General features: G+C 44.3%; 17 protein-coding genes. 7 read left to right on the forward strand and 10 right to left on the reverse strand.

Annotated features, from left to right (window positions below; genetic code table 11):
• Positions 1-84: 84 nt before the first annotated feature.
• From NDI48_11990 to NDI48_12005, 4 genes are all read right to left on the reverse strand, one after another.
• Positions 85-1014, reverse strand: a complete 930-nt coding sequence (locus NDI48_11990; GenBank protein ID MEP0831926.1) for a branched-chain amino acid ABC transporter permease — start codon at positions 1012-1014, stop codon at positions 85-87.
• Positions 1015-1061: 47 nt separating this feature from the next.
• Positions 1062-1874 (reverse strand): response regulator, encoded by an 813-nt coding sequence (locus NDI48_11995; GenBank protein MEP0831927.1) that lies wholly within the window; start codon positions 1872-1874, stop codon positions 1062-1064.
• A 251-nt stretch (positions 1875-2125) separates the two neighbouring features.
• Positions 2126-2596 carry a response regulator gene (locus tag NDI48_12000; protein MEP0831928.1) on the reverse strand — a complete coding sequence of 157 codons (471 nt, stop codon included), beginning with the start codon at positions 2594-2596 and terminating at the stop codon, positions 2126-2128.
• 6 nt (positions 2597-2602) lie between these two features.
• Positions 2603-4732: a GAF domain-containing protein gene (locus NDI48_12005; GenBank protein MEP0831929.1), complete on the reverse strand. Its 2130-nt coding sequence runs from the start codon at positions 4730-4732 to the stop codon at positions 2603-2605.
• Positions 4733-4952: 220 nt separating this feature from the next.
• Between NDI48_12005 and NDI48_12010 the strand changes: the two genes are divergently transcribed.
• Complete coding sequence (locus NDI48_12010) at positions 4953-5483, forward strand: pentapeptide repeat-containing protein (protein ID MEP0831930.1); 531 nt, start codon at positions 4953-4955, stop codon at positions 5481-5483.
• A 181-nt stretch (positions 5484-5664) separates the two neighbouring features.
• On the opposite strand, the gene NDI48_12015 is transcribed toward NDI48_12010, so the two are convergent.
• Positions 5665-6615 carry a branched-chain amino acid ABC transporter permease gene (locus tag NDI48_12015; protein ID MEP0831931.1) on the reverse strand — a complete coding sequence of 317 codons (951 nt, stop codon included), beginning with the start codon at positions 6613-6615 and terminating at the stop codon, positions 5665-5667.
• A gap of 70 nt (positions 6616-6685) precedes the next feature.
• Here NDI48_12015 and NDI48_12020 point away from each other — a divergent pair, with 70 nt between their 5' ends.
• Together NDI48_12020 and NDI48_12025 are read left to right on the forward strand one after the other, a co-directional pair.
• Positions 6686-6850 carry a PAS domain-containing protein gene (locus NDI48_12020; GenBank protein MEP0831932.1) on the forward strand — a complete coding sequence of 55 codons (165 nt, stop codon included), beginning with the start codon at positions 6686-6688 and terminating at the stop codon, positions 6848-6850.
• A gap of 230 nt (positions 6851-7080) precedes the next feature.
• Positions 7081-7785 (forward strand): response regulator, encoded by a 705-nt coding sequence (locus tag NDI48_12025; protein MEP0831933.1) that lies wholly within the window; start codon positions 7081-7083, stop codon positions 7783-7785.
• On the opposite strand, the gene NDI48_12030 is transcribed toward NDI48_12025, so the two are convergent.
• A complete protein-coding gene (locus NDI48_12030; GenBank protein ID MEP0831934.1) occupies positions 7777-8550 on the reverse strand; it encodes a DUF4388 domain-containing protein in 774 nt (257 codons plus the stop codon). The two genes, NDI48_12025 and NDI48_12030, sit on opposite strands and share 9 nt — an antisense overlap.
• 655 nt (positions 8551-9205) lie before the next feature.
• Entirely contained in the window at positions 9206-10441 is a 1236-nt protein-coding gene (locus tag NDI48_12035; protein ID MEP0831935.1) for an ABC transporter substrate-binding protein, read from the reverse strand.
• A 200-nt stretch (positions 10442-10641) separates the two neighbouring features.
• On the opposite strand from NDI48_12035, the gene NDI48_12040 reads away from it, so the two are divergent.
• From NDI48_12040 to NDI48_12055, 4 genes are all read left to right on the forward strand, one after another.
• Positions 10642-11406, forward strand: a complete 765-nt coding sequence (locus NDI48_12040) for a CHAT domain-containing protein (protein ID MEP0831936.1) — start codon at positions 10642-10644, stop codon at positions 11404-11406.
• 296 nt (positions 11407-11702) lie between these two features.
• Entirely contained in the window at positions 11703-12443 is a 741-nt protein-coding gene (locus tag NDI48_12045; protein ID MEP0831937.1) for a cytochrome c biogenesis protein CcdA, read from the forward strand.
• A gap of 3 nt (positions 12444-12446) precedes the next feature.
• The gene (locus tag NDI48_12050; GenBank protein ID MEP0831938.1) at positions 12447-13826 is read left to right on the forward strand and encodes a cytochrome c biogenesis protein; all 1380 of its coding nucleotides are present in this window, start codon (positions 12447-12449) and stop codon (positions 13824-13826) included.
• Between the two features lie 30 nt (positions 13827-13856).
• A complete protein-coding gene (locus NDI48_12055) occupies positions 13857-14162 on the forward strand; it encodes a hypothetical protein (GenBank protein MEP0831939.1) in 306 nt (101 codons plus the stop codon).
• 117 nt (positions 14163-14279) lie between these two features.
• Here the strand turns inward: NDI48_12055 and queF are convergent, their stop codons facing one another.
• From queF to NDI48_12070, 3 genes are all read right to left on the reverse strand, one after another.
• Complete coding sequence (gene queF / locus NDI48_12060) at positions 14280-14714, reverse strand: preQ(1) synthase (GenBank protein MEP0831940.1); 435 nt, start codon at positions 14712-14714, stop codon at positions 14280-14282.
• 13 nt (positions 14715-14727) lie between these two features.
• Positions 14728-15108: a hypothetical protein gene (locus tag NDI48_12065; protein ID MEP0831941.1), complete on the reverse strand. Its 381-nt coding sequence runs from the start codon at positions 15106-15108 to the stop codon at positions 14728-14730.
• A gap of 279 nt (positions 15109-15387) precedes the next feature.
• The gene (locus NDI48_12070) at positions 15388-15789 is read right to left on the reverse strand and encodes a hypothetical protein (GenBank protein MEP0831942.1); all 402 of its coding nucleotides are present in this window, start codon (positions 15787-15789) and stop codon (positions 15388-15390) included.
• Between the last annotated feature and the right edge of the window lie 250 nt (positions 15790-16039).

The following is a 16039-nucleotide window of genomic DNA, read 5'->3' on the forward strand; positions in this document are numbered from 1 at the left end:
TTTGGAATTTGGGAGTTGTTTCTGCGTCGAAACTAAGAAATTGTCACTAAATTAGCTGTTTTTTCATCTTTCATCTTTTTGAATTCATTGCCGTTGTCGTTTTAGCGGCTGTAAGCGCTTTAGTAGGTCTGGGGTAATAATACCTTGGGGGTAGAATACACTGCCAATTACAATTAATAATCCAAAGATAATCAAGCGACCATCACGGAGAAATTGGGCTAACCCATTATCATGAGTTCCCGCGATCGCTCTTAACACTTCGGGTAAAGCCGTCAGCACGATGCCCCCTAAGACTGGCCCGACGAAAGTTCTAGACCCTCCAATTAGTACAAATGCTAAGTAAATAATACTAGCATCAAACGTTCCTTGACGCGCATTCCAAGTGTTCAAAAAGTGAGCACTGACCGCTCCAACTAAGCCTGCTAAAACAGCTCCTAAAGTAAAAGATAGAACTTTATAATAAGTTGGGTTAATGCCCATAGCATCAGCGGCGAGTTCATCTTCGCGGATGGCACTCAGGGCGCGCCCCACTCGAATTCGTTCCAATCGGTAGAGAAAGAGCATACTTAAAAGTAACAGGGGCAGGGCAATCCACAAATACTCAATTTGAGTTTGAAAGGGTTGTGGAATCGCAAAAATTCCCACAGCACCACCTGTAATCTCCAAGTTTAAGGCGAGAACTCTTAAAATTTCGACAAAGGCAATGGTTGCGATCGCTAAATAAATCCCCCGTAAGCGAAGAACAGGAATTCCTAATGCGATCGCGAGTACAGCCGAGACTAAACCGGCCAGTACCATTTCTAACAATAACAGGGGGATTGGGAAGAGATTGCCTGTGAACTTCAAGACTTGAGTGGATAAAATGGCGGCTATATAACCCCCCAAAGCATAAAATCCTGGTGTTGCCAAAGAGAGCTGTCCCGCCATCAACGGCAAATACACCGAAAGTCCCAAAATGGCTCCAAAAATCATAGAAACGATTAAAAAGCCATAGTTATTAATAAAATCTGACATTTATATTTTTTCTGCCTCCCCTTACCCATCCTCTGCCCTTATTCATCTTATCTTTTACAGGCTAGTAAGTCTTTGATTTTCGCAGAGAGTTCGTCTAATCCTGCATCTTTAGCACAAAAAGCATCAGCTTCGGGACAAATTTTTCGGCCTAAGGCAGAGTCATTCTTACTCACATATCCCGAAACCAGAATAACTAAAGGCGGATATCGCAAATTTTTTAAATAATGGATGAGTTCACTACTTTCCACATATTCTTCATAATCCATGTGAGGAATTGAATAGTCTACAATGACTAAATCAAAATCAAAGGATTGTTTGAGAAAATCAGAGGCTGTGGGAAAACTGTAAACTTCAAACTCACCTCGGAAGAATCGTTCGAGTGCAAAGCACCAATGTTTATCATCATCAACGACAGCCAGTGTGTACATGGCTTTAACGCAGGGAATCAATTGGTTTGACTGTTCAAACATTTTTTGATTCTTTGCCGCTAGTAATTGTTGGGTTTGCTGCAAGATTTTTTCCATACCTGCCTCTTTGGAAAAAAATGCATCTGCTTCTGGAAAAAATTGTTTTCCTAGTTCCAAGGCACTTTCGTCAATAATATCTAAGAGAATAACCAATAAAGGAGGTCTGGGAAAATTTTTTTTAAGAAAATGAATGATCTCAAGCTTGTGACTATTTTTAGTATGTTTATCAACCGGAACATTTGAACAATTGACAAGAACTAAATCATAGTCAACGAGTTCATAAAAAGAATAAGGAAATCGTTCAAATGTGGTAATATCAAAGCTCCTCTGGAACAACGTCCTAAGAGCCAAGCACCAATCTTCATTCTCATCAACTACAGCAATTTTATACATGATTTAGTGACCTCATTTAAAACTTAATTTACCGCTCCTACTCAACTCGGCTGAAATGTTTTTCGGTTTTATTAATAAATCATAACTTTGTGCTGTAAAAATCCAGGTTGGCTCACATAAAACAATACAATTATGCAACGCTATGTAAAGGATACAGAGCCTAATCTTTAAATTCCCCTGCCTTTAACTAAATTTATCTGAAAATGACTATAAACAGAGAGTGATGTTAAACAATACAAATTTTTAAATTTTTATCCCTCATGGGTCGGCTCATTCGCTGCCATCAATCGGGTGATCAACCCAAACAGGACGTTATAATCTGTGACGGGTTTAGTCACCAAGCCATCAGCTTGTGACGCCTGCAAAAGGATTTGTTGCTCACTTAGCATGGCGTAGGCCGTGAGTAAAATGATGGGAATATGAGCCGTAAGGGGGTCAGTTTTAAGAAAACGCGCCAAATCGGCACCACTAATCTCTTCATCCTTCCAGTAGGCTCCTGGCAGATTAACATCCATCAGCACAAGGTCTACGATTCCACTCTGACATTCTTGGAAAATAGCAGCTGGCTCATCGTTAATCACGACTGAATGACCCCCAAGACGCTCAATCAACTTAGCCGTTGCTTTGGCTAAAAGATAATCATCATCGACTAGTAAAATTTTCATCGTCGGGAAATAAAAGATGGGGAATGAACACAAGAGATTGGGTGGCTTCTGAGCCATTACTGATTACCTCATGATTCCTGCTCCGTACTGAGGTAACGTAAACGTAACACTCGCTCCTTTGCCTTTACCCAGACTGTAGAGCGAAATCTCACCCCCCATCAGTTCCACAAGTCGCTTGCAAACTGTTAAACCCAATCCGGTTCCTCCATAGCGTCGCTTCACCGAACCATCGGCTTGGACAAAAGGCTCAAACAGCATATCCTGTTTAGCTGGCTCAATCCCAATTCCTGTATCCGTCACCGAGAATTTTACCCAAGGATGATCAGCGGATGTCTCTGAAATCACCTGAAGGCGAATCTCGCCACTTGGAGTGAACTTGAAGGCATTGGAGAGGAGATTGGTCAAAACTTGTCTCAGTTTCATCAAGTCGGCATAGACTCTCTCTACCTCGCACTCAATCACCAAGGTAATCTCCTTTTGACGAGTTTCGAGTCTGAATAAGTTTTGCTGTTCTGCCAAAAGAGACGGCAAATCAATCCACTCTGGATTGAGCGTCATCCGACCCGCCTCTATTTTGGCAATGTCTAAGACATCGTTGATAATCGCAACCAAATTTTCCGCTGAATTATAGGCAACATTAATATATTCTTTCAGTTCTTCTTCATTATCATAAAAGCCTTCCTTGAGAAGTTTCAGATAATTCAATGTCGCCGCTAGAGGCGTGCGTAATTCGTGACTCGTAGAGGACAAAAAGTCGGATTTTAGACGAGAAGCTTCTTCGGCAACAGTACGCGCTTTGTTGAGTTCCTGGTTTCGCATCTCCACCAGTACGCGCTGCTGATATTCGCACTGGTAGAGCCGATTTTGCAGAACAGCCATCGTCAGATGGGTGCCGACTGAACTCGTGATTTCAATTTCTTCATCCGTCCACTCCCTAGCTTGACCCAGTTTGAGTTCTCGCCAAACTTCAAACGAACTTCTGACTCGATCCTGTCGTTCATCTGGATCATAGCGTCCAGCCCACAGAATATCTGTATCAATCTCGTCTCGAAAAAGGCTTAAAATTCCCACGCACTGATCCCCATGCACCAGTGGCATGGCTAACAAACTACGGATGCGGGTGGGTCGAAACACAGGTGCAACGTCCAGTAATTGCAGTTCTTGATAAATATCGTTGAAGGCGAAAAGTTGGGAAACCGCCCGACGGCGTAACCGCATCGCCTCCTCTTCACTCAAGATTAAGTCTCTCCAGTAATCTGCTACATTCGAGGGTTGAGCCAATCGACTTTCAGAGGTCATGAGCTGCTGCCAAAATGGATAATTCTCCAACACCGTTGGGTTACCTTCAGTTAATAGGGGCTGTGATCCATAGGTGTAGAGTTCAATGTCTGATTGGCCTGAGGGAGAGCTGACAAACAGCCTGCCACCCGAACCTTTGACCGCTTGGACTACCTTTTCTAAGGCGATTTGCAGAATCTCTGAAATTTTCAGGGGGGAGTGGAGTAAGGTAGAAATTTGATTAATGAGTGTTTCGCCGCGCACTCGCTCACGGGATTGAGAGAGGAGGTGAGATTGGGAGATCGCGATCGCCACTTGATCGGCTAAAGTCTGAACAATCTGTAGCTGCTCTCGTGAGAAAGCCTTGGGCTGAGCGTGGTGCGAAGCCAGCAAGCCCCACAACTTTTGTTGATGCACAATCGGGATGACCAGAGACGATTGCACTCCTATTTTGGTTAAATATTCCACATGGCAAGGATCGACCGGACGCTGAAGGATATCTTCAATCGCTTGATTATGCACATCCTCAATGGTTAAGTCTCCTGTGGTTGGCGGGCAATCTAGTCGATTTAGGGTGATGCGCTGGGTAGGAATATCAATAATAGAACGCACTCTCGCTTTGACAAACATTTCGCGAGCGTGGGGGGGAATATCTCCCGCCGGAAAGTGTAGACCTAAAAGTGAGGGTAAGCGATTTTCAATGACAGACTCGGCAATAACTTGCCCCGTGCCATCGCTCTCAAATCGATAAACCTTAACTCGATCTGTATCTAGAAATGTTCGCATTTCTGTGGCAGTTGCTGACAAAATTTCCTGCAATTCCAAAGATTGTCGAATGCGATTCGTCATTCGATGTAGCAATTTTCCCTGAGTTACTGCTTCGGTTGTATGGCTTGCAGGAGTTTGATCTGTCATGATTCGATAGAGATTTATCCTTAGTTTTTATCCATTCATTGGAGTCAGCCACCGAGGCTTTTCCGTCCGTTAACAAGGGCTAAAATTTCCTTTAGGCAGACGTGATAGAAATCTATGAGCAGTTGAACGACTGCCCCTATGATCTAGATTAACAGCAGAAAATCGTAAATTATTTAGAGTTGAGACTTGATAGATCAGGCAATTGAGATAGCGACGTGAAATGGCAAACACAGAACATCTAGTGCTACTTCAGCAAGGAACAACCCTTTGGAATGAATGGAGAGACCAGTATCCGCAGATACAGCCTAATTTACGTCAAGCTCACCTTCGGGGTTGGTTGCTTCAAGGAGTGAACTTTGTCGGGGCAGATTTGCGGGAGGTTAATTTGTCTGAGGCAGATTTGTCACAAGCCCGTTTAAATGGAGCGAACTGTAATTCAGCCGACCTACGTAAGGTTAATTTAGCCATGGCTGACTTATCTGGAGCTAATCTTATCTCCGCCGATTTGCGTAAAGCTAATCTAACTCAAGCAAATCTCACCTCAGCTAATTTAAGGGTGGCTTTCCTGCGCCAAGCGAACTTGCAAGGAGTCAACTTGAGTGAAGCCAATCTTCAAGGAACAGATTTGAGCGGTGTCAATCTTAAGGGAGCAATGCTTTACCAAGTTAATCTTAAAACGGCAATTTTAACTGGGGTAGATTTAACGCAATTGGATGGCATGGAAGTTATGCTGCCCGATCAGATAACATAGTGCAATCTCAGAAATTAATTGATGGGCTATTGAATCATTACCCATTGTCTAGATATAACAGTTCTCAGGTGTGTGAAGTACATCAGAAGAATCAAAGTCTCTCTCCTTGTAGGAGAGAGGTCAGAGTATACCCCATCCAATTGAGAATGGCTATATATCTCAGGTGAACTACTTTTGCGGACTAGACTTTTGTTACGTTCGAGCGCCCTAGTAATCCTTGGGGTCGAACCAGAAGCATGATAAATAATAAGGTAAAGGCGATCGCTTCCTTATAGCCAGAAAAATCAGAAGGGACAAAAGCCTCTGCCCAACCTAATAGCAATCCCCCTAACACGGCACCCGGAATATTACCTAATCCTCCCAAGACAATCACCCCTAACCCTTTCAGTCCATAAGTGATGCCAAAGTAAGGGCCAGCAATACTTACACTAGAACCCACTAAAGTTCCTGCCAAACCACCCAAAAACCCACTCAAAAAGAACGTTAATACAATAAAACGCTCTGTATTAATTCCTAATAAACTAGCTGTTGTTGCATCTTCAGCGACAGCTTGCAATGCCTTGCCAATTTTCGTGTAATTAATCAAGTAGGTAAGAATGACAACAATCAAGGCCGAGACACCAAATATGATGATTTGAATGGTTCGGACATTAATTGGTCTTGCCTCAGTACCAAAATTAATAGCGGGTGGTATATTCCCGTAGGCATCAGCGGGAAAGGTATAAATTTCTGCCCCTACTAAGTATTGAATTAAGTTGACAATGACAACAGCCGCCCCTAAACTCGAAACCAAAGTTAGGAGTGGATCAGCCCCTCTCGCTCGTAAAGGTTTAAACGCTAAACGTTCGACTAAAACTCCCACCAGACCCGCTAAAAGGCTCCCAAAAAATAAAGCCAAACCAAAGGGTAACTGTATCGGCAAAGACGCATTCGCCAGAATACCATTAAAGCCAAACGCTCCTCCAGCTAAGCTATAAGTAAAATAAGCGCCCAGCGTAAAAATTGCACCATGAGCAAAATTAATGATGCCTAAAATGGAAAATACGAGCGTGTAGCCTAAGGCAAAAATGGCATAAACACTGCCAATCGATAAACCATTTAAAAATTGTTGAAAAAACAGAGTCAAGTCCATTTTTTATTTGAGTCCGATTATTGTTGCGGAATGAGACAACAATTCTACCCCCTGATGGAAAGCGATAGGGATGGGCGAGGCGGGGGATGTTCTAGAAGTAGCTTGCTATAGAAAAGACGGCGTCTCCATTGATATCGATTTTGAGATGGCACCCGTACAAGAGACCCAAGGCAACAGAAGCGGTGTCATGAGTATTGTTACTGATCTGACTCAGCACGAGAGTGACCCACATTAGCACAACAAGAGGCTACGGAAAAAGCTATTAAACAGGTGCAACCCATGAAATCAGCAGGTCTGAATCAGACGGAGCTGTTCAATGATATTTTGAGAATTGGCACAGTCAAAGCAGGTAAACTAGATTTTAAGCCATCACCGATGGATTTGGTAGAGTCTTGCAGTGTATTTAGTTGATGAAATGCAACGCAGTGACAGTCACTCTTCCATTCAATAGTTACAGTCAAACGGATGAAGAAAATTCTAGTCATTGAGGATGAAGCATCTGTTGGCGTCAACATTCTAGAAATCCTTCAATTGGGTAATTTTGATGTCATTCTTGCTCAGGACGGTGAAACGGGGATACAACTCGCGAAGCAGCACATCCCCGATTTAATTATTTGCGACATTCTAATGCCCGGATTAGATGGTTATGGTGTTCTGACTGCCTTGCGAGAGGTAACAGAAACAGCGCTAATTCCCTTCATTTTTCTCACAGCTAAAACTACCCATGAAGATTTTCGCCAGGGCATGAATTTAGGTGCTGATGATTATTTGACTAAACCTTTTCTTCAAACTGAACTGTTGGAAGCCGTGACGGTTCGACTCGAAAAACAAGCTATTTTTTCAGAAAAATATAGTGCCCAATATAAACGAGCTAAAGAGTTACAAGAAAAACTCCAAGAGCTTCAGCTACTCAGTGAAACTCAAGACAAGTTACTGAAGCAATTTATTGAAAAATTGCGTAATCCTTTAAGTAATATTAATATGGCGATTCATATGCTAAAGACAATGCCACCGGGGATGAAGCGCGATCGCTATTTAGATATTTTGGAAGCAGAGTTTGCCCAAGAAATTGAGCTTTTAAATCAATTCTCAGACCTTCAAGATCTGCTAACGCCAGAGAATATCAAGTTACTGCGTCAATTCAACCTGCTCAATCATCCATCAGTATGACGAATGAGAATTATTACATAATTTTTTGTATTTTTCTTTTCCTACAGTAACTAAACCCACTGTGGAAAGCCGGAAAGCAATCTGCTGGATTTTTACCACTGGTAGGCTCAATAGTTGCGCGAGTTCCTGAATAGAAATTGTTCGGTTAGCGTACTTCCAAACCTGAAACTCAAGGTCTTCTAACCGATAGTAGAGTTGACTCGGAATAATACTAACCAAACCTTCATCTGGAGCAGGCAATTTATCAGCTAGAGCATCCCAGGACGGCAAGACTCGTAACCCCATCAATATCGCTGCTGTCGCCGGTACACTCAATCCAGTCATTTCCCGCGTGGGTATTGGCGCATCTTGGTCAAAATGAAATAAACCGTCCTTGAGTTGGAGAACAGCAGATACGTGATGAGAAACTTGAAGATTGAATAGCTGTTCAAGTTGAGAGTTTTGTAAAGCACCTTGTCTCTTAAGCGATGTTCCTAGGGGTTCATCCAGTGGACAACACCAATTTACTAATTTATCGAAAGCTCGCTTGCTCATCCATTGCTTCCACCCTTGTTGCTCAATCAGGGACACTAAACATTCATTGTTTAATTGGTTAGCTGCCGCTACAACATGACCCTGACTTACCCAGATGTAATGAACAGATTTTGGTACTGCTTGGGGGACTGGCAAGGTACTAAAAGAGAGCAAGCCTGTTTTTTGCCCTTTTTCAATAAACTGAAAAATTTCTGGTATGTACAAGTCTGCTAAAAAGATTTTTTGGGGCATAGTTGTGTCTTATAAACTAGACGACAAACTAAGGGCACTTTTTCTCTTTTAATAGTAATTCCTTCTATACATTTTTACCGTGTTTTTTAGCAAAACAGCGAGAAAACCCTAGTTCCCCTCCATGGAGAGGGGCTAGGGTGATTGGTGCTTAAGTCCTATCCATTAGAGAGGTGACTTATCTAGATTAATTATTCATTGATATGGACATCTCTAGATCAGTAAAATTAGGGAATTCGGTACTCGTAAAAATAAGTACGTATATACCTACGTAGATTTACGGAGACTGAGTTCCAGATAGAATAAAGGGCATGATCAATTAGAATTTTCCTTCTTGTGTTGTGTAGGTAGCTCATGGAGACTTTTGCCCTATCAGTCTACTGACCTAAAATGAAAATATTGAAAAATAAAGGCACGAATGATTCGTGCCTTGAGTCTTATTGTCACATAAATAACGATTAAGTAGGGTTGGAGATTAATCGCATTTACGGCTTGAACTGGGAAGTGTGTATCACTTGTTTGAATTTTTTGAAGGCTGACAATGTCTCATTCTTCCTGTTTTATAGCTTGTTGAAGAATTTGAGTTTCAGATCATGTCAGACTGTGGGTAAGAAACTCAATGTCACTAAAATGGCAACACTATAAGCAAAGATGTTGTTCATTTTACAAATGTAAATTTACCCGTTTTACCATCTGCTTCCATCTTGACCTGAGCCACATAAAACTCTCCTTGTTTGATTTCGCCATCTGGATCAAACGCAAGTTTTCCGAGTGGTGTTTCGTACTCTCCGTTTAAAATTTGATCGTTTAACTGTGTCCGTAACTGGTCTAGGGGAAATGTCTTGATTTTGGTCTTATTATCTAATGCTTTTAGGGCTTCCACAAATACCTGAACTCCCGTGAAAGCTTGAGCGCTAAACTGGGGCGGTTCTTTCTTAGTTTGAGCCTTATACGCCTCCCGGAATGCCTTATTAATATCATTAGAGACTTCAGGGCTATAGGCTTGAGCAATTAAAATATCATTGCATTGTGCCTGACATACCGGAAAGAGATTCGAGGTATTCAACCCGTTTCCACCAATAATTAACCCTTTGTATCCTAACTGGCGCAATTGCTTAATTAAGTTTCCGCCATCGGAAGCTAGGCCAGAGATAATGATTAGGTCTGGTTTGAGGTTAATGGCATTAGTGGCTTGGGTTTGAAAATCGGTATCAGTCGTCTGAAATTTTTGTACAGTTACCAACTCTAATTTTTGGTTTTTAACTGTTTCTTGAAAAGTTTCTGTCTCAGATTTACTGAAAGCATCATTTTGAGCATAAAAAACAGCAACTTTTTTAAGATTAGGATTAATTTTCAGGGCTTCTTTTACGGCATTAGGCGCAACAACAGCCACAGGTGCCGACACGCGAGCAATATATTTTCCAATCTGAGGAATGTTTTTTGCCGTGTTAGACGGTGCTAAGACGGGGACTCTAGCACGCTCAGCAATTGGATCGGCAGCAAAGGCTTGCTGGGAAAGGGTAGGCCCCACAATGCCCACGACTTTATCTTGAGTGATTAAAGTATTAAAGGCGTTAATCGCCCCTTGTTCGTCACCTGCTGTATCTTGGAACACTAACTTAATCGGTGTGCCATTAACGCCACCCTTGTCATTAAAAAACTTCTCAGCAATTTTTGCACCCGTAACTTGTTCTTGTCCCAACAATGCAACGTTACTGGTTTGAGCGACAGCAATGCCAATGGGAATAGATGAGCTTATTGCTGTATTCGTTGGTGTATTCCCTGGAGTGCTGTTAGCTGTTGTGGTTGGTTTATTGTTCTGACTACAGGCAACAACCAAAACACACGCAAAACACGCAGTGAGAATCTTAGTAAGAGTACGTTTCCTAAACATCTGACAACTTCCGCCGTAAGCGTATTCCTTAATTATCTGCTGTAAGGTAGAGGTTTTTTCCCAGCAGCCGTGTTGTGGCAACATCTAAGCTGACACTCTCACCCTAGGATGCATAGCCTAGCGGTGAAACTGCATAAGTGCAAGATGATCAGACATAGTTTTTAGTGAATGATGGGCGAACACTGAGCTGGTTGATCGTTATGCGTCTCTCTAGCCTTCACCTCACGGCTTTTCTCACTCTCATTGCCAGCTTGACAATGGGTAATTTTTTGTTCATCCCAAATTTCCCGGTATTGGCGCAAACTCTAGATACCCAGCCAAGAGAAAGAAAATCTCTGGAGATTGGTAATGGGGACATTTTAATCGTTGGTAATCCCAGTATGCCCAGCCTTTCACCCCGACTGGGAGAGTTACCGCAACAGTTAGCTAATCTACCGGGAGCGGAGCAGGAAGCGCTGGCGATCGCACAATTATTCAATACCCAAGCACTCATCGGCAAGGATGCCACGAAAGCGGCTGTTTTGGAAAGGATGCCGGGAGCACGGATTATTCATCTGGCAACGAGTGCCATTGTCGATAAGGAGCGAGGGATGGGGAGTGCATTGGCGCTTGCTCCATCGGGGAATGATAATGGTTGGCTTACCGCTGAAGAAATCCTGAATTTGAAATTGAATGCGGATTTGGTGGTACTCAGTGGTTGTAACACGGGGTTAGGGAAGATTACGGGAGATGGCGTGATAGGGCTAGCTCGTTCCTTTATCTCTGCTGGGGCTTCCAGTGTCATCGTCTCTGTGGGGTATGTATCCGATGAGGCGACAGCGTTCCTGATGACGGAGTTTTATCGCCATTTACAGCAAAAGTCGGATAAAGCTCAAGCGTTGCGAAGTGCGATGTTGGCGACGATGCAGAAGTATCCTAATCAGTTAGATTGGGGGGCTTTTACGTTGATAGGTGAGGCGCAATAACACCAGGAAAGTTAAAAGTTGGTAGTAAGCGATGCGATCGCCTTCAGCATTGAAGTGCTGACGACGAAACCATGTTATGTCAGTAGACAGCGAGTTCGGTAACGTGCCAGCGATCGCAAAATTCCGTGAGTTGTTTGTCAGGAAGGGGAATCGCAGTTTTCATAATGATTTTACCTTTTAGGCGATCATTCTAGCTGCTGGGGAGTTGTTTGCGGTTGCGATCGCCTGCCCCGAACCCCTCTGTACGCTAGAATTCAAGCAGAATGGGCATTCCACCAGCCAGCACCACTCATGTCATGTTAGAAACACTCTCGACTCGACTTTACGAACTCGGACAATTCGCCGACAATCTTGTCTCCTCCCAACTTTTACACCTCACCGGGTTCAGTATCGGCATTATCTTTGTCGCAGGGTTGCTCACCAGCCTCACCCCTTGTATGCTTTCCATGCTACCCATCACCCTTGGCTACATTGGGGGCTACGAAGCTAAAGGGCGTCTCCAAGCTGCCACCCAGTCCACTTGGTTTGCCCTAGGATTGGCAACGACATTGGCGGGGTTGGGCATTCTGGCGGCATCTGTAGGGCGAGTCTACGGTCAAGTCGGAGTAGGGTTACCGATTATTGTCAGCCTGATTGCGATTATCATGGGGCTGAACTTACTCGAAGTCTTGCCTTTGCAACTGCCTTCTTGGGGTGGGATGGATTGGATTTCTCAAGACTGGCCAGAGGGATTACGCTCTTATTTAATCGGTTTAACCTTTGGTTTAGTCGCCTCCCCTTGCAGTACTCCTGTCTTAGCTACCTTGCTCGCTTGGATTGCCAAGACGCAAGACTTAGTTTTAGGAGGTGTCTTGCTCCTATCCTACGCGGCGGGATACGTTGCGCCGTTAATTTTGGCGGGTACCTTTACGGCTTCCATTAAAAAGTTATTGGAGTTGCGTCAGTGGTCGAGTTGGATTACACCTGTTAGTGGTGCCTTACTTGTAGGGTTTGGCGTCTTTTCCTTACTGTCTCGAATTCCGGGCGGATTGTTATAAAAAATGACTTTAAAAAATCCATCATTACCTAATCTCTGGCGTCAGCTATTGTCAGTACTCGGCGACTTACGGCTGGCAATTGTGCTGCTGCTTGCGATCGCACTTTTTAGCATCAGTGGTACTGTCATTGAACAGGGTCAATCCCTCGCCTTTTATCAATCCAATTACCCAGAAGACCCAGCTCTGTTTGGTTTCCTCTCCTGGAAAGTCCTCTTAACTCTGGGATTAGACCACGTTTATCGTACTTGGTGGTTTTTGTCAATCCTGATTTTATTTGGCAGTAGCCTCACCGCCTGTACCTTTACCCGTCAGTTTCCGGCACTCAAAGCCGCCCGCCGCTGGACGTTTTACACTGAACCCCGCCAGTTCCAAAAACTCGCCCTCAGTGCCGAACTCGAAACCGGGAATCACAACTCTCTTACCGCATTGCTAGAGAAGCGGCGTTATAAAGTCTTTCAAGAAGGCGATAGTCTCTACGCCCGTAAAGGAATCGTGGGACGCATTGGCCCTATCGTCGTCCATGCCAGCATGTTGATGATCCTAGCCGGCTCGATTTGGGGGGCGCTCACGGGTTTCATGGCTCAGGAAATGGTTGCCAGTGGTAACACCTTCCAAATCAAAAATATTATCGATGCTGGCCCTTTAGCCACACCGAAAACCCTCAATGATTGGTCAGTCCGAGTGAATCGCTTCTGGATTGACTACACTCCCGAAGGGGGAATTGACCAGTTTTATTCTGACCTATCCGTTGTCGATCAAGCCGGAAAGGACGTTGACCAGCAAACCATTTATGTCAACAAACCCCTGCGTTATCGCGGCGTGACGATTTACCAAACCGACTGGGGAATTGCGGCGGTTCGGGTACGGTTAAACAAAAGCCCCATTTTTCAAATCCCGATGGCACAGCTAGATACTCAGGGCAAAGGACGCCTCTGGGGTACTTGGATTCCCACCAAACCGGATATGAGTGAAGGGGCATCCGTACTCGCCAGAGATTTGCAGGGAACGTTATTGGTTTACGATGCAGCCGGGAAGTTGGTGTCTACGGTGCGTCCAGGGATGGCGACCCAGGTGAATGGCGTTACCTTAAAAGTGGATGATGTGATCGGCAGCACGGGTTTACAGATTAAATCTGACCCAGGTATTCCCATGGTTTATACTGGCTTTGGCTTGCTGATGTTGGGGGTAATTATGAGCTATGTCTCTCACTCCCAGATTTGGGCGCTGCAAAAAGGTGACCATTTCTACATAGGCGGTAGAACTAACCGGGCACAAGTGGCCTTTGAACGGGAAGTAATTGAGATGCTAGACCAATTGAATGGTCAGGTACCCTCACCAGAGGTTCCCACCGTAGTCGCAGACTCTTTGGTGAGCCAAAATTAACCTAATCATGAATACTGGGGAGGGTTGCCGATGAGTGGGAACGATGAAAACCCGTCCAAATTACCGATAAAAATTGCGATAGTTTGCCTCGCCTTGGCATTTTTTGCGTTGGGTGTTGCGGTGTCCTTTGCTGTACCGAATTTGAGGAAATCCTCTTCCTTTTCTCCAACAACACCTGTGGTTCCCTTTGCCCCTTCCCGAAATCAATCTTCACCCTCATCGCCCTCGGTAAGCAAGTCCAAGACAGTGTCCCCTTCTAAAACGCCAAATTCATCGCCATCGCCGTCTGCAACTTCAGAAAAGAAGGCGAATGAGTTGAACGAAGATCGGAACTAACCCACAGGCGTGGCAAACTGTGCTGCAATGTTTGAGTATTGCAGGAGAATCTATTGAGGGAAATTCTTGTGAAAATCGGCAGAAAGCAATCTTATCCTGCCGCTATCATGGTACAACTCAACTCGAAGATACCTGTTTTTTGTGCCGCACTTCGATCACCGTGTGAACGTTCCCCCGTGGTGAGAAATCACCTTTAACTGCGACTTCTAAGGGGTCACAAGCCTCGACAAAATCATCCAGAATTTGATTAACGCTTTCTTCGTGAGAAATGTAGCGATCGCGGTAGCTATTAATATACAGTTTCAGTGCCTTCAACTCCACCACCCGTTCATCCGGCACATAGGTGATGTGAATAGTGGCAAAGTCGGGGTAGCCAGAGAATGGGCACTTACAGGTAAACTCCGGCAAAGTAATGTTGATATCATAGCGACGCCCGACACGCGGATTGGGGAACGTAATCAGCTTTCCCTCCGCAATCTCGCGTTCACCGTATTTCATCTCTGGCGTCTGTACATCCGACGAGAGTTGTTCTTGGGTTAGAGATTGATTCATGGCGAGTTTTTAATTACTGATACGATTCCCAGTCAGGGCAATTCTCTGTCTCCCAACCATAGGGGTGCATGGCGCAGACGAACAAATTACCCCCATAGACTTGTCCGTGGTAATGATGACAACCGACGCAGGCCGGGTTTGTCTCTACTGTTGGTTCTACAGGATAACTATAATATGTCTGCTCCGTTTCACCGACCATCTCTTCGAGATCCGCAAAAATCTCGCTGATCGGCCCGAACATGTCCTGCAAACATTGGTCAATATCTATCCCAACTGTATTTTGCACGTCGTTGGCAACGATTTCAACCATATCAGTGACCCCTTGGAAAAATTCATCGACCATAACAGTCACTGATTCTAGGATCTCAAATATATCTTTGGGCCACTCTTCCATGTTGGAAATTCACTCAACGACCATGTTTAGAATTGGAGGATAATGCACACCAGGTTTACTGAACAGCCATCATAGCCTGCATTCGTGGCGAGCTGCGAGCAACCCGTTCCCCTTAGGGTAGGACATGTGCTTCGCGAACACGCTTTTTAAGGCCTTGTACATGACACAGGAGTTTCATCCTATCTGACGCTATTGCTGGCTCAACCTTGCAGACAGTTGAGGACATCAATCCTCCATCTCCCATGCTAGTCCACACGGTTAGCAACTATCTTTAAATTTTTAGGATTCACGCTTTAACCGACGGAGTTCGTCTTGCATCGCTTGCACCTGTTGTCGCAGCGTGTCAACATTATCTTCATCAGTAGTATGCCCTGACGCTTCATCCTCAGAGATAATTTCTATCTGACGCGGTTCAGGGGTGGGGGTATTAACCCGATCAACACTGTTAACATTAGTGGAAGATTGAACTTGTTGCTGTTGTTGTGCCTGTCGCACCAACTCGTCAACCAGCTTACGAGCCTCTTCCGTCGTCATTTCTCCCTTAGCCACCAGTTCATCAGCTAGTTTTTGAGCCTGAACGCGTAGCTTACCGAACCTTGAGCCTGCTTCTTCACCCGCCGCCGTCACAGCTCCAACGCCTAGATAGAATGCTTTTTGTACAATATCTCCAAAACGATTCACTATAACTAATTCTCCAAAATATTACGTTAGTATCCTCTGTTTCTAGGATAGGAGCGATGATTGGAAACTGCCCACTTCACTTGAGAGCGATTTTCGACAGATCGAGTAAAAATTTCAATAAAAGTTCTTCCTGTGAACCCTCCCCACTTGACCGCAAACAGTACAAGTGGAGCTTCGGCTCTACAATAACACTACTTCCACTGCCATCGTAAGCATATTTACTCCTCTACTGAGGTGTTATCACATAACG

Source organism: Microcoleus sp. AS-A8 (assembly GCA_039962225.1).
Taxonomy (GTDB): domain Bacteria; phylum Cyanobacteriota; class Cyanobacteriia; order Cyanobacteriales; family Coleofasciculaceae; genus Allocoleopsis.